This window comes from Halomonas shantousis, from assembly GCF_054654615.1.
Map to the genome: position 1 here is coordinate 1,371,382 of NZ_BAAIER010000002.1, position 24,117 is coordinate 1,395,498.

Sequence of the window (24,117 nt, forward strand, 5' to 3'; positions counted from 1 at the left end):
GACTGAATCTCCATTGACGAAGTGTTAGGGTACGTCACCCCGGCGGGCAGGGTCCGCCGGGGTTTTTGCATGAAAGGATAGGGCGAGGAGGCCAGGTGAGTTCCGAGTCGGGAAAGGCTCTGCTGCGGGCGTTGCTGATCGGGGCGCTGGGCGGGGTGCTGTTTCAGCTGACAGGACTGCCGCTGGCCTGGATGCTGGGGCCGTTGATCGCCAATCTCGTCGCCTCGATGCGTGGCGTCTCGGTGAAGGTGCCCGAGCCGCTGCGTGAAGGCTTTCTGGGGATGCTGGGGCTGGTGCTGGGCAGTCAGGTGACGCCCGCGCTGGCCAGCCGCATGCTCGATTGGCCGCTTTCGGCGGCGCTGCTGGTGGCCGGTATCACGGTATCGGTGACCTGCGTGGCCGCCTGGTATCGCCGCTGTGGTTTCGACCCGGTCAGCGCCTGGTTCTCGGCGGCGCCGGGCGCGATGACGGCGATGATCATGATGGGCGACAAGGTGGGTGGCGACCCGCAGCGTATCGCGGTTGCCCAGTCGCTACGCGTGATCCTGGTGATCCTGACATTGCCGCCGCTGTTCTGGATGCTGGAGGATGTCGACAAGACCGCCGTTACGACGGTGGCGACGAGCGGCCTGTGGTTGCTGCTGGCGCTGCCGGTCGTGATTCCGCTGGGGCGCTGGCTGCGCCTGCCCACGCCTTCGCTGCTGGCGCCGCTGGCCCTGGCGGCGGTGTTGGGCATTACCGGTACGGCGAGCTTTCATCCCCCTCAGTGGGGGCTGGATATCATGCTCTGGGTGCTGGGCAGCGCCATCGGTTCGCGCTTCAAGGGGCTCTCGGGACGGCGGTTGTGGCGTTATGTGTTCGAATCCGGCGTCGCGACGGCCATCGCACTGGGAGTGCTGGCGGTTTTCGCCGAGCTGATCCATCTCACGGTGGGCGTACCGCGTGACGTGGCGTTGCTGGCGTTGGCGCCCGGCGGCATCGGCGAACTGGCCATCGTGGCGGTGGCACTGAATCTCGATCCGGTCTTCGTCGCCTTCCACCACCTGCTGCGCATGCTCATGCTGATGATCGTCGCACCGCTCTGGGCGCGCTGGCTCAAGCGGCAGCAGACGGCTCATTGGAAGCGACCTGGCCGCCGGTAACGCCGCATAAGGCGTGATCTCGCCGTGCCGCGCAAAGTTGACGGGCTTAATAACCCGGATCGGCTTGCAGCCCCGAAGCCGGAAGACGGTCCACGCCCCAGCTATGGCGAATCATCTCGATCACGGTGACGATCTCCTCCTCCGAGACCTCGGCCGGCTCGCCGGGTTCGAGTGGGTCGTAGTGGAAGATGTATAGCCGTGACAGGAACTGCTCGAAGGGCAGGGAGGCTTCACCGAAGCGCTCGCCGTGCCCCGCGGTACTCACCACTACGCCGTTGCCCCAGTCCTGGCCGCTGTCATTGTTGGGGTTGAAGAAGTACACCCGCATGGTCTGTTGCGGATCGAGATTGACGCGCAGCAGCGTGATCGCGTGCCAGCCGACGAAGCGCGCGGCGCTGTCGGTCACGGCAATGCCGGCCGGCTGCGGATGAATAACGGGCTGGTTGCCGTTGTAGTAGGGGTGGTAGCTGGCGTAGAAGTGGCGCAGAAAGTCTTCTAACTGATGCAGTTTGCCGGTGGCGACATCCACGGCGATGCGAAAGCCACGTCCCGTCCACCAGCCGTGGAATTCCGGATTGACCCAACGATGGGGATCTTCGCCACGATCGAGGCAGCGCCGCCCCATTTCGGCGTAGATGCGATCCAGATGCGGCACCACCAGCAGCGATACCGGGTCCAGATCCAGACTGGTTTCGGTCACCAGTCCCGTGGCGGCTTCCCTCGAGGAGACGGGTTGGCCTTCGAAGTGGATGATCACTTCATCGTCGCGGGCGGCCCAGGCGACGATTTGCAACAGATAGTCGGGATCGTTGTAGGCCCACATGGAGAGCGCTCGAGCCGACTGACAGGTTGGGTTATTGCCCTGGCCGACGCCCAGCGGCAGCCCCAGCATGCATAGCACGCCTTCGATCAGACGGGACTTGGGCGATGGCACATCACCGAAGCCCAGACGTAAGCGGGCTTCGGCCTGCGGAGACAGCACCAGAGAAATCTGGCGCCACAATGCCGGGGCGACCGGTGGCTGATAGAGGATGCCGCGCTCCAGCAGCAGGGAAAGGCCGAATACGGCCTGGCTGGTTTCCGGGTGGATGGCTTCCTGGATCAGGGTGCGAATCAACTGGTGGTAGCACAGCAGACAGTCCCGTCCGGTGCTGCTCAGACCCAGCGCCTCGGCGAGAAGATGTTCGCCGTGGTCGAGCAAATGGCGCAGCAGGACCGGGTGATAGGGCGAGACCAGCCCTGTATCGTGCATGGCGCGTGCAAAGCCCTTGGCTTCCTGCTGCAGGGCGGCGCTTTCCATCATGGCGATACGGTCCCAGTAAGCGTCAATGCCGGGATCCTCGCGGCTGGCGTGAGTCGGGCCGTAGAGACTGCTGATCAGGCGGTCTGCGCCGCGTCCGCTGGTGCCCAGGTCGACATCCGGTCGGGCCCGGCATACGGCGATCTGGGTGACCATGCGCTTGATCGAGGCGACCTGGATCGGACGCTGTTCCAGGATGCGCCAGATCTCGTCGATCAACCGATCGATGATCTTCTCGAAGCCGATGCCTTCGGCCAGATAGTGATAGAGCGCCCGGGTCAACTGGGCCAGGTTGCCCTGCTGAACGCGTTCTGCTTCGCTGGGAGCCGTGAACAGCAGTTCGAGGTTGAGCGCCAATACCTGAGTGAGGAAATGCTGGGCCTGTTCCACGGATATCTGCGGGTGCACGTAGTTTCCCCGTGCCACCGCCAGCATGCGTAGCTCGCTGAGGCATTCGAGCATCACCATGTTCGGCTCGCCGCTGCGCAGCGTACCCGGGACAAGCGCTGGCAAAAGAGTCTCGGGGTGGGCCCAGTCCGAGCCGCGAAAGATACCCGCCTCCTCCAAGGCAGGGACACGCTGCTCGATGGCCTCGAAACCTCCTTTCAACATCAGGACACGCTTGGCCACGGTCATCACCCGGCCGGTTTTCGTTGCCTTGGCGAAATCGCTGGTTCTGGCCAGGATTTCGATGGCTTCGTCCAGATTGGCCAGCAACTTCTCCAAGTTGCCGGCACTTTCATCGTGACTAGTCAAGCGTGCTCCTCGTTGCGCCCTGGGATTTCTAGACGTAGAAATCCAGATCTTCCTGGTGTTTTAGCAAATCGCGCATCCGGTGTGGATCGTCACCGAAGAAATACACGAGTCCCCAGTGCGTGCCGAAGGCCGTGCGCTTGGTGACGGTCTCCTCGAGAGGCGCGGTCAGTTCGTGGGACTCGAAGTAGTCGTGCTGCTCCGTTTCTTCGGGAATCTCCAGCTTGCTGACCACACGCCGGCGTGGATAGACGCCGAAGCAGCCGGCATACCCCTTGGCATCCACCACTTCGCGGGGAAAGAATGCCTTGACCTCTTCCTCGGTGGCCTTGGGGTCGAAGGCCAGCACCATACCCTGATAGGCGTTGAAACCGTAGGCGCGCTCCAGTAGTTCGAAAACCTTGAAACCCGGCGGACGATAGGCGACCTCGCCGAAATACATTTCGCCATCGCTGGTGACGAAGTACTCGGGATGAATGAAGCCGAACTGGATATCGAAGGTCTTGATCAGCTTCTCGATCTGCGCGGTGATCTGCGGGCGGTATTTTTCCAGCTCCGGCGTGGCGGGTACGAACACCGAATAGCCCAGCGTCACGTACTCGGAGATGTTCATGAAGCGGATCTTGCCATCGTGAATCCAAGCCTCGACGGCGAACTCCCAGCCGTCCAGATGGCTCTCCATCAGCACCGGAAACTCCTCTTCCGGGATCGTGTCGATCTCGTCAGGCGTACGAATCACCCGGTGCCCCAGGCAACCGGCCTTGTCGAAGGCCTTGAGATGGATGGGATCGTTGGGGTCGCCGTCAAGCTTGAGCAGGGTCTGGTTGACGCGCTTGAGGAAGCGCACCACGTCTTCGCGGTCGTGGGCTTCCTCGAAGATCCCCACGCGGATACCTCCCAGCTGGGCACGGCGCTTCATCAGCGCCTTGTCGCGAAACAGGATCGACTGTCCATACAGACGAGGGTTGTCCATCAGCACCGAGTTGATCGCGCCTGCCCATTCGACGGTTTCCTCGAACAGCGGAATGGCAACGTCGACACCTTCACCTTTAAGCGTTTCGGCGATCTCCATGGAGCGGTCATTGAGACGCTCGAAATTCCAGGGAATATACGGAATGTCGTGTTCCTTGCAGTAATCTGCGGCCCACTCCGGCGCCACGATGACATAGCGTCGGTCGAAGCGATCGAGCGCCTCGATGCAGCTGAGACTCCAGCCGAGAATGGCAACGTAACCCTTGCTGTTGTCCTTGTTCATGCGTGCATCTCCTGTCGGGCTGGTAGCGTCCTTAGCGGGGATCGTGACCAGCAGGTTGGCGAAATAGCAGATGAGCTCTGACGCCTTGGGAGTTATCGTTGTGTTTTTGCCAGTCTAGCAGTTGAGACCTCGTTCAAAGCAAATCTCTGCAGATTTGCATAATTTAACCTCACGAAACAAAAAGAGGTGTCATGTGCCATGTCGGGTGGCAGAGGCGCTACAGCGCCAATGCCGGACGTTTGTGAAGGACGCCGCCGGCTTTTCTGCGAGCAAGGTCCCTTGCCGTCGCTCATAGGCACTGGTATATTGCGCCCTCGCTCGGCAAGCCCTTCGTGGAGTGGCAACAGGCCACCTGCAAACAGGAAGCGGCAAAGCGCCGAATTGCTGTCTTGTACAGCACGCTGTGGTGGCCCCGTCGGTCCTCCCGCAACGCTAAACCGCGAACCCCGCCAGGCCCGGAAGGGAGCAACGGTAGTGGTGGCTGCGTGTGCCGGGATGTGGCTGGCGGGGCCGCCTCCATTTCAGGCGTCCGCCCGTCGAGTCTTTCCTTTGCGGCGTGAAGCCGAACCGCTAGAATAAGCCCACTCTCTTTTTTGACTTGCACTCTCGCTGTCAACGAGCGCTGCACGTTTCAGTGCAGCGGATATGGCAGCCATCCAGCCGTGAGGATTCCGCGCCGCATGAGCTATCAGGTACTGGCCCGCAAGTGGCGTCCACGCACCTTCCACGAGCTTGTGGGGCAGGAGCACGTCAGTCGCGCGTTGATCAACGCTCTCGATCAGGGGCGTCTGCATCATGCCTATCTGTTTACCGGGACGCGCGGTGTCGGCAAGACCACGCTGGCACGGATTCTCGCCAAGTGCCTGAACTGCGAAACGGGCGTGACATCGACGCCCTGCGGTGTCTGCGAGACCTGTCGGGAAATCGACGAGGGGCGTTTCGTCGATCTGATCGAAGTCGATGCCGCTTCGCGCACCAAGGTCGAGGATACCCGCGAGCTGCTCGACAACGTGCAGTACGCGCCCACCCAGGGACGCTACAAGGTGTATCTCATCGACGAGGTGCACATGCTGTCCACGCATAGCTTCAATGCGCTGCTCAAGACGCTCGAGGAGCCGCCGCCCCATGTCAAGTTCCTGCTGGCCACCACCGATCCCCAGAAATTGCCGGTGACGGTACTCTCGCGCTGCTTGCAGTTCACGCTGAAGAACATGCCCCCGGAGCGTGTGGTGGAGCATCTTTCCCGCGTGCTCGAGGCGGAGGAAGTGGCCTTCGAGGAAGCGGCACTGTGGTTGCTGGGCAAGGCGGCGGATGGCTCGATGCGCGACGCTCTGTCCCTGACCGATCAGGCCATTGCCTTCGGTCAGGGAAGCGTGCAGCGCGGCGACGTCGCCGCCATGCTGGGCACGCTCGATCAGCGTCATCTGCTGGCGCTGGCCGAGGCGCTGGCGGATGTCGATGCAGCGCGGGTACTGGCCGAGATCGCCAGTCTGGCCGAGCAGGGGCCCGATTTCGGCGGAGTGCTCGACGATCTGGCGGGCGTCTTTCATCGCCTGGCCATTGCCCAGATGGTGCCGCAGGCACTGGATAACGGGCACGGCGATCGCGAAGCGCTGCTGATGCTGGCGTCGCGCTTCACGGCCGAGGACGTACAGCTCTATTACCAGATCGCCCTGCAGGGGCGTGCCGACATGGTCAGCGCACCGGATATGCGCACGGCACTGGAAATGACCTTGTTGCGCATGCTGGCCTTCCGGCCTCAGGGCGTGCCCAAGCCGCCGCAGACGCCTTTGCCGATGCGCGCAGAGCCGACGCCTGAGACCGGGCCGGGGGCCTCTATCCCGGACGCGGCGTCTGCCGTGGCCTCCGCCGAGCATCGGATTGCACAATCCGCCGGTTCCCTTCCCGAGCGTGAGCCGGAACTGCCTCGGACGCAGGCGGCTTCTTCCGGTCCGGCGGATTCCGGTCCGGCTGAGCGGAGCAGCGATGAGGCCCGCTGGCCAGTGGCCGAGGCTGGCGCAGCGGAGGAGGCTGCTCCTCTCTCTTACGACGAGCCGGCCCTCGATAACGAGCCGACAACTGTCGCGGCCGATGCCGAGGAAGCCCGGCCCGCCTTGGCGGAGCCGCCGGATGAGCCGCCGCCCTGGGCCGTGGAGTCGCGCGTTTCGCCACCCCAGGAGTCAGCTCCGGCAAAGACGCCGAGTTCTGATGCAGGCACGCCTTCGGCACATGCCGCGCCAGCGTCGCGCTCTGACGCTTCGTCGCATTCCGCTGGCGTACCGCAAATGGACGCTGCTCCGGAGGAGGTGCCGCCCCCGGCAATGGATGAGCCGGCATCGGGGATTGACGAGGCCACCGCAGGAGCCTTCGACCACACGGCCTGGCTCGAACTGTTTCCGCGTCTGGCGCTGGGAGGGCTGACCCGTAATCTCGCCGCGCACTGCATCGTCGAGCGTGACGATGGTGACAGCCTGATGCTACGGCTGGACCCGAGTCAGGCGGCAATGCACGCCGAGGTTCATGTCGAGCGGGTGCAGGCGGCACTGAAGGATGCGGGGGTCGTCCGGCGGCACCTGGCGATCGAACCCGGTGATCTGCCTGGGCATGTCGAGACGCCCAAGGCCAGGAGCGACCGAGAAGCGCATGAGCGACATCTCCAGGCGGTTGAAGCGCTGCGCCGTGACCCTCATATTCAGGAGTTAGAAGTGCAGTTCGGGGCCCGCCTGCTGGAGCAGAGCGTGACCTCGCAGAATTCGCAACCCGCTTCCTGAGACGCCAGGCCGTCTCGCCAAGACGACGATACGAGGTGACAGCATGTTCAAGGGTGGAATGGGCAACCTGATGAAGCAGGCCCAGGAAATGCAGGAAAAGATGCAGCGCATGCAGGAGGAGGTCGCGCGCCAGGAAGTCACGGGCGAGGCCGGTGCCGGCATGATCAAGGTCACCATGAACGGTCGCCATGACGTGAGTCGCGTCGAGGTCGACCCTTCCATCATGGAGGAGGACAAGGAACTGCTCGAGGACCTGCTGGCGGCGGCCGTCAATGATGCCGTGCGCAAGGTGGAAGTCACCTCCAAGGCCAAGATGGAAGAAGCCACGGCCGGTCTCAATCTGCCGCCCGGATTCAAGATGCCGTTCTGATGAGCTTTTCGCCCCTTGTCGATCAATTGATGGAAGCGCTGCGCGTGTTGCCGGGCGTAGGTCCGAAAACCGCGCAGCGCATGGCGTTGCATCTGCTCGAGCGCGACCGTCACGGGGGGCGCCGTCTGGTGGAGGTTCTCGGACAGGCGCTGGAACAGGTGGGGTATTGCCGTAGTTGCCGGACTCTGACCGAAGAGCCGATATGTACGCTCTGCGCCGATGCCCGTCGCGATGAGGGGCAGCTGTGCGTGGTGGAATCCCCCGCCGACATGCTGGCCATCGAGCAGGCTGGTGGATACCGCGGGCAATACTTCGTACTCCATGGCCACCTGTCTCCGCTGGATGGCGTCGGCCCCGATGACATCGGGCTCGACCAGTTGGAGGCTCGATTGCAGCAGAGCGTGATCAATGAGGTGATTCTGGCCACCAACCCTACCGTCGAGGGCGAGGCGACGGCGCACTACATTGCCGAGCAGTTGCGGAGCTCCGATATTCGCCTTTCGCGGCTGGCATATGGCGTTCCCATGGGCGGCGAGCTGGAGTACGTCGATGGCGGCACGCTGAGTCGGGCATTCAATGGTCGTCTTCCATTCCAACGCGACGCCCTCGACTGAAGCTGCCGACGACATGAATTCTACCGGGCATGACAGCTCATGCCGGCATCCGTGCCAGGGCGCTCCGCTTGCCCGTCCGGCCCCGATCCTTCTGACATATAAACGTGACTCACGCGCAGTGGGCTGCCCCAGACGTATCATAAAGGAAATTCGATGTCCCTGAATTGCGAGATCCACTGGGTCGACACGGTCGAGGCGCTGGATGAGGCGTGCCAGACGCTGCGAACGGCCGAATGCCTGGCGCTGGATACCGAATTCATTCGCGAGTCCACCTTCTTTCCGATTCCGGCCCTGGTACAGTTGAGCGCCGGCAGCGAGGTCTATCTGATCGATCCTCAGGCGCTGTCCGCCTCACCGGCGCTGCAGCGCCTGCTGGGGGAAGAGGGCCCGGTCAAGCTGCTTCATGCCTGCAGCGAGGATCTCGAAGTCCTGGCCAACTGGGCCGGTGTCACGGTGCAGCCGCTGATCGATACTCAGGTCGCCCAGGCACTGCTTGGCGAGGATGCCGCCATGGGTTATCAACGTCTGGTCGAAGCCTGGACCGGCGAGCATCTGCCCAAGGATGAGACACGCTCCGACTGGCTGATACGTCCGCTCAGTGATGCGCAGATGCGTTATGCGGCGCTCGATGTCGCTTACCTGCCCGGTATCTGGTCGGCCCAGCGCGAGGCGCTCGAGGCCCGGCAACGGCTGGGCTGGCTGGAGTCCGAGTGTGCAGCGCTAGTCGAAGGAGCACGGCGTGACGACAGCGCCGACAGCGAGTGGTATCGGCGCCATCGCCAGCTGTGGCGCCTGACGCCCCGTCAGATGGCGGCCTATCAGCGTCTGACGGCGTGGCGGGAGGGCGAGGTGCGCCGGCGAAATCTGCCGCGCGGCTGGCTGGCCAGCGACAACGTGCTGTTTGCCGTGGCCACGGCACTGCCCAAGAATCGCTATGAACTGGCGGCCATCGAGGGCGTCAAGCCGTCTCTGGTCAAGCGTGAGGGTGACAGCTTGCTGGAGCAGGTCAAGGGAGTATTGCACCTCGGTGAATCCGATCTGCCCGAGCCGTTGCCCTCTCCCATGGCGGCACCGTTCAAGCGCCGTTTCAAGGCCTTGAAACATGTCGTCAGTGGCGAGGCGCAGCGATTGGGCCTGGTTCCTGAAATGCTGGCCAAGCGTCGCGATCTGGAGGCACTGGTCATCGCCGATCTCAATGGATTGCCGCTACCCTTGCCGGTGGGCTGGCGGGGCGAGCTGCTGGCCGAACGCTTCGAACATGCATTGACCGAGGTGGAGTGAACGATGCGCAAGATGCTATGTGAAGTATTCAAGAGTTCGCTCAAGGACGAAATGTACCTCTACATTGACAAGAGCCGGGGCATGGGCGATGTGCCCGAGGTGCTACTGGAGCGCTTCGGCAAGCCGGTTCCGGTGATGACGATGATTCTTACCGAGGACAAGCCTCTGGCGCGCGTCGAGGCCGCCAAGGTCATTGCCCAGATCGATGAACGGGGATACTACCTGCAGATGCCGCCGGCCAAGGAGGCGTATCTGCTGGATCTGTATCGGACACCGACCCAGGCCCGTTACTAGCGACCAGCCACGCTGCAGGCGATGATCGCCGAATCCGCTTGATCTGCCGGGCGTGGTCTGTCGACGCTTGTCATGGCGGGCGGGCCCGGAAATGCTGGTCGAGGCCTGAGCTTCTTGCTACATGGAAATCATCATATGCGCGAGCGATTCTGGGAGCGCTACTCGCTCGAGGAACTGACCCAGCAGGAGTGGGAGGCGTTGTGCGATGGCTGCGGGCGTTGTTGCCTGATCAAGATCGAGGATGAGGCGACGGGAGATATCGCCACGCTCGACGTGGCCTGCCAACTGCTCGATATCGGCAGTTGCCGCTGCAGCGATTACAAGCGCCGCTTCAAGCGGGTGCCGGGCTGCACCCAGCTGAGCCTGGACCGGATCGAACTGTTTCGCTGGCTGCCTCAGACCTGCGCCTACCGGCGCCTTGCGGAGGGGCGCAAGCTGGCACACTGGCATCCCCTGCGCAGCGGCGGCCCCGACAGGATGCATCGCAAGGGCATCAGCGTACGCTCCTTTGCCGTTTCCGAGTTGCATGTGCCCGAGCGGGACTACGAGGAGCACATCATCGCCATCCTGCCCATCGACGAGTGACCTCGCCGCTCTTGTTGAGCGGCGGCGGCGACCCCTGGAGCTGGCCGGAGCGTTCGACGGCATGGTCTGCTTCGAGCGCTCCGTACCGCCGGTTTCGGTGAGTGAGGTCGCTCGCCTCAGTCCGCCCTGTTCTCCGCCCGTCCCAGCGCCCAGAGAATGAAGGCGTCCTGGCGGGCGTTGTCATGCCAGGCCTTGAAACGTCCCGAGGCGCCGCCGTGTCCCGCTTCCATGTCCGTGCGCAGCAGCACCGGTCCACGTGCGCTGTCCAGTTCGGTCAGCTTGGCGTAGAGCTTGGCCGGCTCCCAGTAGGGGACTCTCGAATCGTGCCAGCTGCCCTGCAGGAAAACGGTGGGGTAGGGCTGCGCCGAGAGATTGTCCAGTGGCGAATAGGCGCGAATGCGATGGCGCGCGTCCGGTTCGTTGGGATTGCCCCATTCGGTATATTCGGCGGTGGTCAGCGGCAGGTCGGGATTCTCCATGGTGCGCAGGACATCGACGAAGGGAACGTCGAGCACCGCGGCACAGAAGGCTTCGGGTCTGAGGTTGAGACTGGCGCCGACCAGCAGGCCGCCGGCGCTGGCGCCATAGGCGGCGATGCGTTCGCCGTCGGCGATGCCGGACTCGACGAGCGCATCACGCGCCGCCAGGAAGTCGCGGAAGCTGTTCTCCTTGTGCTCGAGCTTACCCGCCAGATACCAGGGTTCGCCGCGATCGCCGCCACCGCGCACATGGGCCACGGCGAAGGCGACACCGCGTTCGAGCAGCTCGAGTCGGGCCACGGAGAACCAAGGGTCGAGCACCTCGCCATAGGCTCCATAGCCGTAGAGCAGGGTGGGCAGCGGTTCCTTGCCCAGCGTTTCCGCCAGACCCACCACCGAAACGGGGATCCGTTCGCCGTCGTGTGCCGTTGCCCAAAGGCGTCGGCAGACGAGCTGCTCGGGCTGGAGAGAGCCGTGGACCGGTTGTGCCTTGAGCAGGCGGCGGGCGTCGCTATCCAGGTCGTGCTCGATCCAGCGTACCGGCATGGTGAACGACTCCTCACGCAGACGTAGACGCCGGGCGGCGAAGTCGGGAGTATCGCCCAGCATCAGGCTGCAGGGCGACTCGGGCAGGGGCAAGCGCCGGACCTGACGGGGCGTGACGCCATCGGCGTCGAGTTCGATCACGCGCAGGTGGACCTGCGCTTCGTCATGATCGCGCTCGGTAAGGATGAGTCCCCAGGCGAAGGCGTCGATGCCCTCCAGAGTCAACGATTCATGATGCTCGATAAGCGGTGACCACCGGTCCGGCTGCCGCTCGGGAGCCGTGTCGAGGCGAAAGTGCGGTGCCTGCTCGTTGTGCAGGATGTAGAACGTTCCCGGGCGATGATCGATGCCGTACTCGACGCCGGGAACCCGGGTTCGCACGCAGCGTGGCGGCGTATGCGGCGCGTGGGCCGGAATCAGGTGACACTCGGAAGTATCCTTGGAAGCCGTCTCGAGAATCAGCCAGGTCTTCGAGCGGGTCTTGCCGAGGCCTAGCCAGAATTCGGGATCGGTCTCCTCGAAGATCTGAACGGGATCGCTGTCTTCACGATCCAACCGCCACACGCTGGCCGGACGCTGCGTGGCATCGTAGCGCGTAAAGAGCAGAGTGCGATTGTCCTCGGCCCAGGTCAGATCGGGGCCGATCCCCTTGGCCAGCCGCTGGGGATCGCCATCCGGCAGTTGACACAGAAACAGGTCGAAATATTCGTCGCCCTGCGTATCCTCGGTCCAGGCCAGCCACCGTTCATCCGGGGAGACCGCAAGATCGCCCAGTTCCAGATAGGGGTGCTGCGTGGCACGGGCTTCGACATCCAGCAGACATTCAGGGCGCTCGGGTGCATGATTGGCGTGACGCCACCAGATGGGATAGTCCGCGTTTGCGGCCGTCTCGCTCCAGTAGGTGTAATGGGTCAGTGCCGTTCTGAGCCCTTCGACGGCCAGTTCGCGGCGTGCAAGGTGGCCTTGGTAGAGCGTTTCGACCAAGGGCTCCAGCGGAGCGAACCATGTATTGAATTCGTGATTGGCTGCCTCAACGAACTCCTTGACGGCAGCATCGTCGCGGTTTTCCAGCCAGTGCCAGTGGGGATCTTCGGGGCGAAGGAACCGCAGGACGGGGGAGCGTTTGGCTGAGGGGGCAGTAACGCAGTTGTACGGCTGTGCTTTCATCGGGTGACGTGTACCATATTGTAAATGAATCGCGGAGAGAGGGGCGCAATGCTGATTTCCGATTCGCTGCCACTACTATGGCTGAGCTATGTCGTATTGTCGCTGGTCGTGCTGCTGACTGGCTATCTCGGGATTCGTTTCCTGCCGCGCCTGCCGCGGCTAATCGTGACGGGGCTGGTGGCTGGCATGCTGTGGGCGCCGGCGCCCTTCAGCATTGTCGTGGTGGATGCCGAACAGAGCTATTCCGGCGTGGCACCGGCCGTGGTGGTGACGGCCGTCGGCGTGCTGCAGCACGACACGGCGCAGATCAGCGTGGCCCTGCCGTTGCTGCTGGTCGGCATGGGCGTGGGCGCGGTAGCGGGTGTGCTGCTGTGGGTCTGGCGCCGACGCCGGGATGCGCATGATGACGAGCCGCCGTCTTCCCCACGCGGGGGACCGCGGCGCGAAACGTCGCGCGATGACGGGCGCTCCGAGACACCGAGGCGTCGTGAGCCGGTGCTAGGCTGAACTCGCGGTGCTGTATCGCCAGGTTCGGACTGCAAGCAAGCATGTCAGGCCGGATCACGATGGATTGGCTGAATAAGGAAATGGTCATGCGAGCCCTAGTGGCACTGTTATTGCTGGTAAGTTTCTTGCCGTCCTCCTGGGCTCAGGATGATGGCAAGGCACCCGATGTGCGGCTCGTGATCGATGTTTCGGGCAGCATGAAGGTCAACGATCCGGGGAATCTGCGGGTAGGGGCCCTGGAACTGGCCGTTTCGCTGCTGCCCCCCAACGCACGAGGCGGGTTATGGCTATTCGGGACCAACGTCCGCAATCCGCTGCCCAGCAGTCAGGTCAATGACGAGTGGCGTCAGCGGGCTCTGTCATTGTCCTCCCGACTTTCCAATTATCAGCAGTTCACCGACATCGAGGCGGCGATACGTCAGGCAGCCGAGGCGCCTCCTGCCAGCGGTGAACGCCATCTTATCGTGCTCACCGATGGTGTGGTGGATCTGCCGGCACAGGGTGGCAACAAGGCTGCGCGTGACGCGGCATCGCGCAATGCGCTGATCGAGACGCTGGCACCGCGCCTGGCCGGGCAGGACGTGGTGATCCATCCTATTGCCCTGTCCAACAAGGCGGATCTGGCACTGTTCGAACGGCTGGCCCAGGAGACCGGTGGACTGGCGGCCGTGGCCGAAACTCCCGAAGCCCTGCTGCGTGCCTTCCTGGACGTGCTCGATCGCATCCTGCCGGCGGATCAGGTGCCTCTCGAGAATCAGCGTTTTACCATCGACGATGAAATCGACGCCTTCACCGCGCTGCTCTTCCATGATCCCGAGGCACCGCCAGTGGTGCTGGTGGCTCCCGACGGGCAGCGCTATTCCTTCGATGATCACCCCGATCGGATTCAGTGGCGCAGCGACTCCCGCTACGATCTGATCAAGGTGCCGTCTCCTCAGCAAGGGGAGTGGCGGATCGAGGGCGAACTGGGCGGTGATAGCCGCATTGCCGTCACGTCGTCTCTGGTGTTGCGCAGCAACGCCTTGCCGGCCACTCTCTATCAGGGCTTTGCGGTACCGCTGGATGTCTGGCTGGAAAATGAGGGGCAGGCGCTGACAACCGACGCCCTGCCCGATGACCTGACGCTGCGTGCCGAGATGCGCAGTCTCGACGGCGATATTCAGGAAGCGGTGAACCTGTCGCAGGAAGGGGCGCATTTTCGTGGCCAGTTGCCCGGGGCCGGGGAACTGGGCAATGCGCGTCTGGCGCTCATTGCCGAAAGCGACGCCTTCTCACGCCAGCAGATACAGGGTGTCAACGTCATTCCGGCGATTACGGCCACGCTCTCCGAGAACCAGCGCCAGGTTGGGCTGCAGGCCCAGCATCCGGACCTCTCCACTGCCAATACCGAGATTCGCGCCCGACTGCTGGGAGAAACGCTCGAGACTCATGTTATCGGAGCGCGAGAGTGGCGCATCGATTTGCCCGAGATCGATCCGACACGCTCCGTTCCGCTGGAGCTCGAGGCGACCGTCACGCTCGATGGGAAAACGCGTACCCTGAATCTTCCCGATGTACGACTGAACCCCGGCGCCCGCATCGGCATATCGGGCGCGAGCGATCGTCAGCAACTCCAAGCCGAGGCGTTGCCGGGAGATGACCTGGCCGCCGACGAAGCGCAGCCCCAGGAAACACCGAGCTTGTCCGAAGTGGGCACGGCAATCTTCCAGCGCGCACGTACCGAATTGCAGAAGGTCCCCGATTACTTCCACAAGTACCGTGACGCCCCTCTGGCCTGGCTGTTGCTGGGGCTTGCCGTGGTACTAGTGCTGATCATCATGCAGCGACGCCGGGCGGCACGGCGCAGGAAAGCGCATGAGAAGCACCACCAGCACTGGGAGGAGCCGCATATCTGAGCCCTGACAGCCTCGCATTCCATGAAGAAATAACCGCCTCCCTCTGGAGGCGGTTATTCGGCTGGCTTGCGTGGCGTCGGCCCGACGGCCTCGGGCCATTGATGGCCGGAGTCGTCAGGGCTGAAGTTCCTTGTCGGCGAACAGCTCCTTGAACAGTGGCCCGCTCAGGTAGCGCTCGCCGCTGTCGGGCAGGATGACGGCAATGGCCTTGTCGCTGAACGCCGGATCTTCAGCCAGTCGCAGCGCTGCGACCATCGCTGCGCCGGAGGAGATGCCGCAGAGAATGCCTTCCTCGCGCATCAGGCGGTGCGTCATGGCCATCGCGTCTTCGCTGGAAACCGCCTCGGCTCGGTCGACCAGCGACAGGTCCAGATTGCCGGGAATGAAGTTGGCGCCGATGCCCTGGATCTTGTGCGGGGCGGGCGTGATGGATTCGCCACGCAGGGCCTGGGCGATGATCGGCGACTCGGACGGCTCGACGGCAACCGAGGTGATTGCCCGGCTACGCGTCTGCTTGAAGTAGCGTGACACGCCGCTGAGGGTACCGCCGGTACCCACACCGGCGACGAAGACGTCGAGTTCACCGTCGGTGGCTTCCCATAGTTCGGGACCGGTGGTTTCCTCATGGATGCGCGGGTTGGCCGGGTTCTCGAACTGCTGCGGCATGAAGTAACGGGCGGGCTCGGCCTGCTGCATCTCGTGGGCCTTGTCGATTGCGCCCTGCATGCCTTGTGCCGGCTCGGTCAATACCAGCTCGGCTCCGAGGGCCTTGAGCACCTTGCGGCGCTCGAGACTCATCGAGGCTGGCATGGTAAGAGTGACCTTGTAGCCGCGTGCCGCTGCCACGAATGCCAGCGCGATGCCGGTGTTGCCCGAGGTCGGCTCGAGAATTTCCTTGCCCTCGGTGAGTTCGCCGCGCTGTTCGGCGTCCCAGATCATGCTGGCGCCGATGCGACATTTGACCGAGAAGGAGGGATTGCGCGCTTCGATCTTGGCGTACAGCCGGGGATGCTTCGTCAGGCGGCGTATCCTGACCATTGGCGTCTGGCCGATGGTCAGCGAATTGTCTTCGAAGATCTGGCTCATGTCGTCTCCTGCGTTCCGTATCGGGGGAGTGAGAGTCAAGAATCTACTCCTTGTCGCCAGACGGGTCGAGCGATGAGAGGGCAATCCGGCCGGGTGGACATCCCGCCCCGGGAAGTACAAGGTGGGGGGTGAGCCGAGTATTGAACGTTAGTTTCAAGCATCTGTTTTAAGTCGGTCAGGCTTGATATAAAGGGGCGTCCGTCGCTGGGACGAGTGGTTGCCTGGCCGGTCGTCACCCGTGGGACAACAAGAACGCTCGGCAGCGGTTGTCGGCACATCATGTGGAGGAACAGTCTATGAGTCAGCAAGCCGCGGCTCCCATCATCTCCGGATCGGCGCTTGAGGGGCTGGAGGCGTATGCTTCCGTCGTCGATGTCTTCAACCGGTCCTGTGAGCGCTTCGCGGACAAGCCTGCCTTTACTTGTATGGGGCAGACGTTGACTTATGCCGACATGGACCGCCTGTCTCGCTGCTTCGCCGCCTGGCTGCAGCACGAGACGACACTGCAGCCCGGCGATCGCATCGCCATCCAGTTGCCCAATCTGCTGCAGTTTCCGGTCGCCGTCTTCGGTGCGCTGCGTGCCGGATTGATCGTGGTCAACACCAATCCGCTCTACACCGAGCGGGAAATGCAGCATCAATTCAAGGACTCCGGAGCCAAGGCCATCCTGATCCTGGCCAACATGGCCGACAAGCTGGAGCGGGTGCTCGAGCGCACGGACATTCAGCATGTCGTCGTGACCGAGATCGGCGACCTGCACGGCTTTCCCAAGCGGCTGCTGATCAACGCCGCGGTCAAGCACGTCAAGAAGATGGTACCGAAGTACTCGCTGCCCAAGGCCGTCGGACTACGAAACGCGCTGGCCCGCGGCGGGCGGCTCGAATACCGGCCGGTCGCGCGACAGCCCGAGGACGTGGCGGCCCTGCAGTACACGGGGGGCACGACAGGGGTGGCCAAGGGCTGCATGCTGACGCATCGCAACCTGGTCGCCAATGCGTTGCAGACGCGGATTTCCAACCTCTCCCATACCCGGGAGGGCGAGGAAACCATGATCGCACCGCTGCCCGTCTACCATATCTACACCTTCACCGTGAACTGCCTGTTCAACGTGCTGATGGGCAACCACTCGGTGTTCATCCCTAATCCACGCGACATCGATGGCTTCATCAAGACGCTGAAGAACACACGCTACACCGGGTTCGTCGGCCTCAACACGCTGTTCAATGCGCTGTGCAACCGTGATGACTTCAAGGCGCTGGACTTCTCCTCGCTGAAGATGACCATCTCCGGCGGCATGGCGCTGACCAAGGCGACCGCCAAGCGCTGGGAAGAGATCACCGGCTGCCCGATCATGGAGGGTTACGGTCTCACCGAGACGGCGCCCATCGTCTCCGCCAACCCGCCGGACGCCATCCAGCTCGGCACCATCGGCAAGCCGTTTGCGGGCACCTCGGTCAAGGTGGTCGACGAGGAGGGCAATACGCTGCCCTTCGGGGAAGCGGGTGAGCTGTACGTGAAGGGGCCGCAGGTGATGAAGGGCTACTGGAACCGTCCCGACGAGACGGAGAAAGTGCTCGACGGTGAAGGCTGGCTGCGCACCGGCGACATGGCGGTGCTGCAGGAGAATGGCTATATCCGCATCGTGGATCGCAAGAAGGACCTGATCATCGTCTCCGGTTTCAACGTTTATCCCAACGAGGTGGAGGATGTCGTGGCCGCGCATCCCGATGTCGTCGAGGTGGCTGCGGTAGGGATTCCCGACGAGAACAGTGGCGAGGCGATCAAGATATTCGTCGTCTCGAAAAACGACAATCTCGATGCCGAGACGCTGCGGGCCTGGTGCAAGAAGGAGCTGACTGGCTACAAGGTGCCGCGTTATGTCGAGTTCCGCGACGAATTGCCCAAGACCAACGTGGGCAAGGTGCTGCGTCGCGAACTGCGTGACAGTGCCAGACAGTCTTCCTGATGGCGGGTCGGTCTGAGCGGAGGTTCCTGGGTCCGGCATAGGCGTATCCGGCGCCTGGCGGTACAATGGCCTGCCCGTCAGAATGACGGGCAGGTTTTTTTGCGACCGGAAGAGGGCCTCTTGAGCGTACAACCCCGCGATCCCCTTGTACGAATGAAATCTCTCCAGACTGCTCTGGACGAGAGTTTGCTGCGCGATGCCCGGGAACAGGGGCGGCGCCTGTCGCGCCTGCAGGCCCGCATCCGGGCCGGCAAGCCCGTCGATCGCGCCTTGGCCGACATCGAGAAACGTCTGGACGCTTCCCGCGAGGCACTGGCGTTGCGGCGCGAGCTGCCGGTACAACTGAACTATCCCGAGACGCTGCCTGTCGCCGAAAAGCGTGCCGACATTCTCGAAGCGCTGCGTGATCATCAGGTCGTGGTGGTGGCCGGGGAGACCGGCTCGGGCAAGACGACCCAGTTGCCCAAGATCTGCCTGGAGCTGGGCCTGGGAAGGCGCGGGCTGATCGGTCACACCCAGCCGCGCCGTCTGGCGGCACGCTCTGTCGCAACGCGCCTGGCCGAGGAGCTCATGGTGCCGCTCGGCGATCAGGTGGGCTATCAGGTGCGTTTTACCGATATCACCAACGAGCGCACCCTGGTCAAGCTGATGACCGACGGCATCCTGCTGGCCGAGACCCAGCACGATCCCGACCTGTCGCGCTATGAGGCGATCATCATCGACGAGGCGCACGAGCGCAGCCTCAACATCGATTTTCTGCTGGGCTACCTCAAGCGGCTGACGGAGCGTCGCCCCGACCTCAAGGTCATCATCACCTCGGCGACCATCGACGTGGCGCGCTTCGCCGAGCATTTTGCCCAGCATGGCCGCCCCGCCCCGGTCGTACAGGTCTCGGGGCGCACCTATCCGGTCGAAGTGCGCTACCGACCGCTGGTGCGCGAGGCCGATGACGAGGAGGACCGCACCCTGCAGGAGGGCATTCTTCATGCTGTCGAGGAGATCGAGGCCATCGAGCGCGAAAAGCGCTGGTTCTCGGGGCCCCGCGACGTGTTGATCTTTCTGCCCGGGGAGCGGGACATCCGCGAGACAGCGGATACCCTGCGCCGTGCCGATCTCAAGAGCACCGAAATTCTGCCTCTGTATGCGCGGCTGTCGAATGCCGAGCAGAACCGCATATTCCAGCCTCACGCCGGTCGGCGCATCGTGCTGTCCACCAATGTCGCCGAAACCTCCCTGACGGTGCCGGGCATTCGCTACGTGATCGATCCCGGGCTGGTGCGCATGAGCCGCTACAGCTACCGCGCCAAGGTCCAGCGCCTGCCCATCGAGCCGGTGAGCCAGGCCAGCGCCGATCAGCGCAAGGGGCGCTGCGGGCGTATCGCGGAGGGGGTATGCCTGCGTCTTTACAGCGAGGAGGATTTCCTGTCGCGGCCGGCCTACACCGAGCCGGAGATCCAGCGTACCAACCTGGCCTCGGTCATCCTGTCGATGCTGGCACTGAAGCTCGGTGACATCGAGGCGTTTCCCTTTGTCGATGCGCCCGATTCACGCTTTGTCAGGGATGGCTTCCGGCTGCTGTTCGAACTCGGTGCCGTGGACGAGCAGCAACATCTCACCGACACCGGCAGGCGCCTGTCGCGCCTGCCCATCGACCCGCGCCTGGCGCGCATGGTGCTGGCCGGCGCCGAGTTCAAGAGCCTGCGCGAGACGCTGGTCGTGGTCAGTGCCCTGGCGGTGCAGGACCCGCGCGACCGGCCTGCCGAAAAGCGCCAGGCGGCGGATCAGAAACACAAGCAGTGGGACGATCCCGAGTCCGACTTCGCTGCGCTGCTGAATCTGTGGCACGGTTTCGAGACGGCACGAGAGGAGCTCTCGGGCAGCCAGCTGCGACGCTGGTGTCGCGAGAATTATCTCAACTACCTGCGTCTACGCGAGTGGCATGATACCTATCGCCAGTTGCGCCAGTTGGCGCGGGAACTGGCGCTGGAGGACTCGTCGGCGATGCAGCCGGCCGAGCCCGACGCCGACAATGTGGACGGGGTGCGTCGCCATCCGGTGGTCAACTACGAGCAGCTGCATCAGGCGCTGTTGTCCGGGTTGCTGTCGAACCTCGGCCAGTTGCTTGAGAATCGCGAGTATCTTGGCGCCCGCAATCGCAAGTTCATGATCCATCCCGGCTCCGGCCTGGCCAGGAAGACCCCCAAGTGGATCATGGCCGGTGAACTCGTGGAGACCACGCGGCTGTATGCCCGCAGCGTGGCGCGCATCCGCCCCGAGTGGGTCGAGCCTCAGGCGATGCATCTGGTCAAGCGCAACTACAGTGATGCGCACTGGGAAATGAAGCGGGCCCAGGTGGTGGCTCACGAGCAGGTCACCCTGTTCGGTCTGCCGATCGTCGCCGGGCGCAAGGTGAACTATGGACCCATCGCGCCTCGCGAAGCGCGTGAGATATTCATTCGCCGTGCCTTGGTGGAGGGCGAGTACCGCACCCGAGCGGAGTTCTTCGCTCACAATCGGGCAATGATCGGCGAGGTCGAAGAACTCGAGGATCGTGCCCGCCGTCGCGATATCCTGGTTGACGAGGATACGCTGTTCGAATTCTACGATCAGCGCATTCCCGCCGATATTCATAACGGACGCAGCTTCGAGCGCTGGCGGGAGAAGGCCGAGCGTGACGACCCCGGCATCCTCAAGCTCGACAAGGCCGACCTGATGGCCCGCGAGGCCGAGGATGTCACGGTCGAGCAGTATCCCGACGAACTGGTATGGAATGGCGTACGTTATCCGCTGAGTTACCATTTTGCGCCCGGCGCCAGCGATGACGGGGTGACCCTGACGCTGCCGGCGGCGATGCTGTCGCAGTTGCCCGCCGCGCGTCTGGAGTGGCTGGTGCCGGGACTGTTGCGCGAGAAATGCATCGCGCTGCTCAAGTCGTTGCCCAAGGCGGTACGCAAGCAGGTGGTGCCGATTCCCGACTGGGTGGATGCAGCACTGGCGACCCTGACGCCCGACGATGTACCGTTGACCGAGGCCTTGGGCGAGTTTCTGCGCCGCCGCACCGGGCTGCGCCTGCCCCCGGATGCCTGGCGTACCGACCAGCTCGAACCGCACCTGATCATGAACCTGCGGGTCGTCGATCACGAAGGCCGTATGCTGGGGGAGGGCCGCGATCTCTCCGTGCTGCAACAGCGCTTCGCCGCGGCGGCCACTCAGGGCGCCCGGGCGTTGAATGCCGAGGTGCTGGAGGCACCGTCACTGAATGAGTTGCCCGAGACGCCGCTACCCGAGTCACGCACCACGACCCAGGCCGGAATCCGGGTCGAGGCCTATCCGGCATTGATCGACAAGGGCGACACGTTGGCGGTGGAGCTGTTCGATCATCCCGACAAGGCGCGCGAGGCTCACCGCCAGGGAGTCAAGCGACTGGCGATGCAGCGACTGCCGGATCAGTTGCGCTACCTCAAGCGAGAGCTCAAGGGGCTGGATCGCTGCGCGTTGCTGTTCGCCAAGGTGGGCAGCAAGGCGCAGCTCGTCGATGACGTTGCCGACGCCGTGTTCCTGCAGGTCATTGCGCAGGATCCCCTGCCGCGCTCACGTCAGGCACTCGATGCGCGTATCGACGAGCGACGCGCGGAGCTGGTGCCGCATGCCGAGCGTCTGGTGGAGCATCTCTACAAGGCACTCGAGGGACACCTGGCGGTGACCAAGCAGCTGAAAGGCAATCTCAGTATGGCGCTGGCCTTGGTGTACAGTGACCTCAAGGCCCAGATGCAGCGTCTTGTACATCCGGGATTCGTGACCGAGGCGGGAGCTTGGCTGGAGCACTACCCGCGTTACATGCAGGCCGCGCTGATCCGTCTGGAAAAGGCCCCGCGCGAGCGCATGCGCGACCAGATGGCGATGCAGGAAGTTCACGACTTCGAGGCCCGTCTGGCCGCCCGTCGCGAAGCGACACGCCGCGAGGGAAGCGAGGATCCCCGGCTCGTCGAGTTCGGCTGGTGGCTCGAGGAATTTCGTGTCTCGCTGTTCGCCCAGCAACTCGGCACGCTGGAGCCGGTGTCGAGCAAGCGCCTCGAGCGGCGCTGGGCCGAAATCACCGGACGGCAGAAATGATGGGCTTTCTCCGGTGGCCGTGTGCTGCTGAAGGCCGAATCACCGCCATTCGAAGGCTAAAATAAGTGGCATCTGACGATGCCATGAGGAGACGACCATGACACATGCCGTGATTACCGGCACGGGGCTCTACACGCCGGAGCATGCGATCAGCAACGACGAGCTGGTGGCTTCGTTCAATACCTGGGTCGACCGCGAGAACACCCGGCATGCTCGGGAGATCGAGGCGGGCGAACGCGAGCCGCTGCAGTACTCGAGCACCGAGTTCATCGTCAAGGCGTCCGGTATCGAGAGTCGCTACGTGCTCGACGCCGAGGGCATTCTGGATCCCGAGCGCATGCGCCCGCGCCTGCCGGAGCGGTCCAACGAAGCGCTCTCCGTACAGGCCGAGATGGGACTGGCGGCGGCTCGGGAAGCCCTTGACGCTGCTCAGGTCGCGGCCGATGAAATCGATCTGGTCATCGTTGCCTGCTCCAATCTCCAGCGCCCCTATCCGGCAGTTTCCGTCGAGCTGCAGATGGCGCTGGGGGCCCCGGGCTACGCTTTCGACATGAACGTGGCGTGTTCCAGCGCGACCTTCGGTATCGAGATGGCGGCCAATGCCATCCGCGCAGGCAATGCCCGGCGCGTACTGATGGTCAATCCCGAGATTTGCTCGGCGCACCTCAATTTTCGCGATCGCGACAGCCACTTCATCTTCGGCGATGCCTGTACGGCGGTCGTGATCGAGGCGGCGGATGCTGCGCGCGCCGCGAGCCGCTTCGAGGTTCTGGGTACACGACTGAGCACGCGCTTTTCGAACGCCATCCGCAACAATTACGGGTTTCTCAACAATATGGCCGACACTGGGGTCGGCGAGGCGGACAAGCTGTTCGTTCAGGAGGGGCGCAAGGTATTCAGAGAAGTCTGCCCGATGGTGGCCGATCTGATCACTGAGCATCTCGAGCAGCTTTCGCTGTCCAGCGGCGATCTCAAGCGCCTCTGGTTGCACCAGGCCAACCGTCACATGAACGACCTGATCGCACGGCGCGTGCTGGGCAGCGAGCCGACGCTCGAGCAGGCACCGGTCATTCTGGACCGCTATGCTAATACCAGTTCCGCAGGTTCGATTATCGCTTTTCATCTGCATCGCGACGGACTCGAGGATGGCGATATTGGGGTGGTGTGTTCGTTTGGAGCGGGCTACAGTGCGGGCAGTGTACTGTTACGCAAGGTGAGCAACGGATGATGTTTTTCAAGGGAGTGATGGCGCTATGTGTCGCCGCGGTGCTCAGTGGCTGTGCATCGCAGGGAACGGTCGCGCCCGATCCCAACCCCCAGGATCCATGGGAAGGGTTCAATCGGCGCGTGTTCGCTTTCAACGATACACTGGATCGCTATGCACTCAAGCCCGTGGCTCAGGGGTACGACTACGTGACCCCCGAGCCGGTACAGACCGGGGTCGGCAACTTCTTCAGCAATCTGGGCGAGCTGGGCACCGCCTTCAACAGCATGCTGCAGTGGAAGTGGTCGAATGCCGGCATCGCCTCGGGGCGTTTCGTGATCAACTCCATTCTGGGCGTGGGCGGCGTTCTCGACCCGGCCACACGGATGGGGCTTCGCGAACGCGAGGAGGATTTCGGGCAGACACTTGCCGTCTGGGGCGTGGACGAAGGGCCCTTCTTGGTGCTTCCGATCCTCGGCGGACGTACGCTGCGTCATACCGCTGGGTTGCCTGTCGACTGGTACACCTATCCGCTGACCTACGTCGAAGAGGACAAGGTCCGCTATAGCTTGCGGTTCCTGGAACTGGTCGACCTGCGTGCCAGCCTGCTGGATCAGGAGCGGCTGATTCAAGGCGATCGCTACAGCTTTGTGCGTGACGCCTACCTGCAGAGACGGCGTTTCGAAGTCAGCGATGGGCAACTGGGGGAGGACCCCTTCGCAAGCGGGGCCTTCGATGAAGACTTTGAGTTCAGCGATGACGATTTCGCTGATTGACACGATGCCTTC

17 protein-coding genes and 1 other RNA gene are annotated in these 24,117 nt (G+C 63.4%); 14 read left to right on the top strand and 4 right to left on the bottom strand.

The window, feature by feature from the left end:
• Positions 1 to 95: 95 nt before the first annotated feature.
• On the top strand, positions 96 to 1,142 hold the full coding sequence (locus tag ACYQ12_RS06800; RefSeq protein ID WP_459869382.1) for an AbrB family transcriptional regulator: 1,047 nt from the start codon (positions 96 to 98) through the stop codon (positions 1,140 to 1,142).
• 46 nt (positions 1,143 to 1,188) lie between these two features.
• Here the strand turns inward: ACYQ12_RS06800 and ACYQ12_RS06805 are convergent, their stop codons facing one another.
• Both ACYQ12_RS06805 and ACYQ12_RS06810 read right to left on the bottom strand, forming a co-directional pair.
• Positions 1,189 to 3,198: a hypothetical protein gene (locus ACYQ12_RS06805; protein ID WP_459869384.1), complete on the bottom strand. Its 2,010-nt coding sequence runs from the start codon at positions 3,196 to 3,198 to the stop codon at positions 1,189 to 1,191.
• A gap of 28 nt (positions 3,199 to 3,226) precedes the next feature.
• The gene (locus ACYQ12_RS06810) at positions 3,227 to 4,450 is read right to left on the bottom strand and encodes an ATP-grasp domain-containing protein (RefSeq protein WP_459869386.1); all 1,224 of its coding nucleotides are present in this window, start codon (positions 4,448 to 4,450) and stop codon (positions 3,227 to 3,229) included.
• A 413-nt stretch (positions 4,451 to 4,863) separates the two neighbouring features.
• Between ACYQ12_RS06810 and ffs the strand changes: the two genes are divergently transcribed.
• From ffs to ACYQ12_RS06845, 7 genes are all read left to right on the top strand, one after another.
• Positions 4,864 to 4,960: signal recognition particle sRNA small type (gene ffs / locus ACYQ12_RS06815), an RNA gene on the top strand.
• Between the two features lie 170 nt (positions 4,961 to 5,130).
• Positions 5,131 to 7,221 carry a DNA polymerase III subunit gamma/tau gene (gene dnaX, locus ACYQ12_RS06820; RefSeq protein WP_459869388.1) on the top strand — a complete coding sequence of 697 codons (2,091 nt, stop codon included), beginning with the start codon at positions 5,131 to 5,133 and terminating at the stop codon, positions 7,219 to 7,221.
• A 43-nt stretch (positions 7,222 to 7,264) separates the two neighbouring features.
• Positions 7,265 to 7,591 (top strand): YbaB/EbfC family nucleoid-associated protein, encoded by a 327-nt coding sequence (locus tag ACYQ12_RS06825; RefSeq protein WP_459869390.1) that lies wholly within the window; start codon positions 7,265 to 7,267, stop codon positions 7,589 to 7,591.
• Positions 7,591 to 8,205 carry a recombination mediator RecR gene (gene recR, locus ACYQ12_RS06830; protein ID WP_459869392.1) on the top strand — a complete coding sequence of 205 codons (615 nt, stop codon included), beginning with the start codon at positions 7,591 to 7,593 and terminating at the stop codon, positions 8,203 to 8,205. Before ACYQ12_RS06825 ends, recR begins: the two co-directional genes overlap by 1 nt.
• Positions 8,206 to 8,358: 153 nt before the next feature.
• A complete protein-coding gene (rnd, locus tag ACYQ12_RS06835) occupies positions 8,359 to 9,486 on the top strand; it encodes a ribonuclease D (RefSeq protein WP_459869394.1) in 1,128 nt (375 codons plus the stop codon).
• 3 nt (positions 9,487 to 9,489) lie between these two features.
• The gene (locus ACYQ12_RS06840) at positions 9,490 to 9,780 is read left to right on the top strand and encodes a YcgL domain-containing protein (protein ID WP_459869396.1); all 291 of its coding nucleotides are present in this window, start codon (positions 9,490 to 9,492) and stop codon (positions 9,778 to 9,780) included.
• A gap of 135 nt (positions 9,781 to 9,915) precedes the next feature.
• On the top strand, positions 9,916 to 10,365 hold the full coding sequence (locus tag ACYQ12_RS06845; protein ID WP_459869398.1) for a YcgN family cysteine cluster protein: 450 nt from the start codon (positions 9,916 to 9,918) through the stop codon (positions 10,363 to 10,365).
• A gap of 116 nt (positions 10,366 to 10,481) precedes the next feature.
• Here ACYQ12_RS06845 and ACYQ12_RS06850 read toward each other — a convergent pair whose 3' ends face one another.
• Positions 10,482 to 12,557, bottom strand: a complete 2,076-nt coding sequence (locus ACYQ12_RS06850) for a S9 family peptidase (protein WP_459869400.1) — start codon at positions 12,555 to 12,557, stop codon at positions 10,482 to 10,484.
• A gap of 48 nt (positions 12,558 to 12,605) precedes the next feature.
• On the opposite strand from ACYQ12_RS06850, the gene ACYQ12_RS06855 reads away from it, so the two are divergent.
• Both ACYQ12_RS06855 and ACYQ12_RS06860 read left to right on the top strand, forming a co-directional pair.
• Entirely contained in the window at positions 12,606 to 13,064 is a 459-nt protein-coding gene (locus ACYQ12_RS06855) for a hypothetical protein (RefSeq protein WP_459869402.1), read from the top strand.
• 86 nt (positions 13,065 to 13,150) lie between these two features.
• The gene (locus tag ACYQ12_RS06860; protein ID WP_459869404.1) at positions 13,151 to 14,959 is read left to right on the top strand and encodes a VWA domain-containing protein; all 1,809 of its coding nucleotides are present in this window, start codon (positions 13,151 to 13,153) and stop codon (positions 14,957 to 14,959) included.
• Between the two features lie 114 nt (positions 14,960 to 15,073).
• Here the strand turns inward: ACYQ12_RS06860 and cysK are convergent, their stop codons facing one another.
• On the bottom strand, positions 15,074 to 16,045 hold the full coding sequence (cysK, locus tag ACYQ12_RS06865) for a cysteine synthase A (RefSeq protein ID WP_459869406.1): 972 nt from the start codon (positions 16,043 to 16,045) through the stop codon (positions 15,074 to 15,076).
• A gap of 296 nt (positions 16,046 to 16,341) precedes the next feature.
• Between cysK and ACYQ12_RS06870 the strand changes: the two genes are divergently transcribed.
• The 4 genes from ACYQ12_RS06870 (at position 16,342) to ACYQ12_RS06885 (ending at position 24,105) form a co-directional block, all read left to right on the top strand.
• A complete protein-coding gene (locus ACYQ12_RS06870) occupies positions 16,342 to 18,012 on the top strand; it encodes an AMP-binding protein (RefSeq protein ID WP_459869408.1) in 1,671 nt (556 codons plus the stop codon).
• Between the two features lie 153 nt (positions 18,013 to 18,165).
• Entirely contained in the window at positions 18,166 to 22,125 is a 3,960-nt protein-coding gene (gene hrpA, locus ACYQ12_RS06875; RefSeq protein ID WP_459869410.1) for an ATP-dependent RNA helicase HrpA, read from the top strand.
• A 97-nt stretch (positions 22,126 to 22,222) separates the two neighbouring features.
• Complete coding sequence (locus ACYQ12_RS06880; protein WP_459869412.1) at positions 22,223 to 23,353, top strand: beta-ketoacyl-ACP synthase III; 1,131 nt, start codon at positions 22,223 to 22,225, stop codon at positions 23,351 to 23,353.
• Complete coding sequence (locus ACYQ12_RS06885; RefSeq protein ID WP_459869414.1) at positions 23,350 to 24,105, top strand: MlaA family lipoprotein; 756 nt, start codon at positions 23,350 to 23,352, stop codon at positions 24,103 to 24,105. The genes ACYQ12_RS06880 and ACYQ12_RS06885 overlap by 4 nt, the downstream gene beginning before the upstream one ends.
• Positions 24,106 to 24,117: the final 12 nt, after the last annotated feature.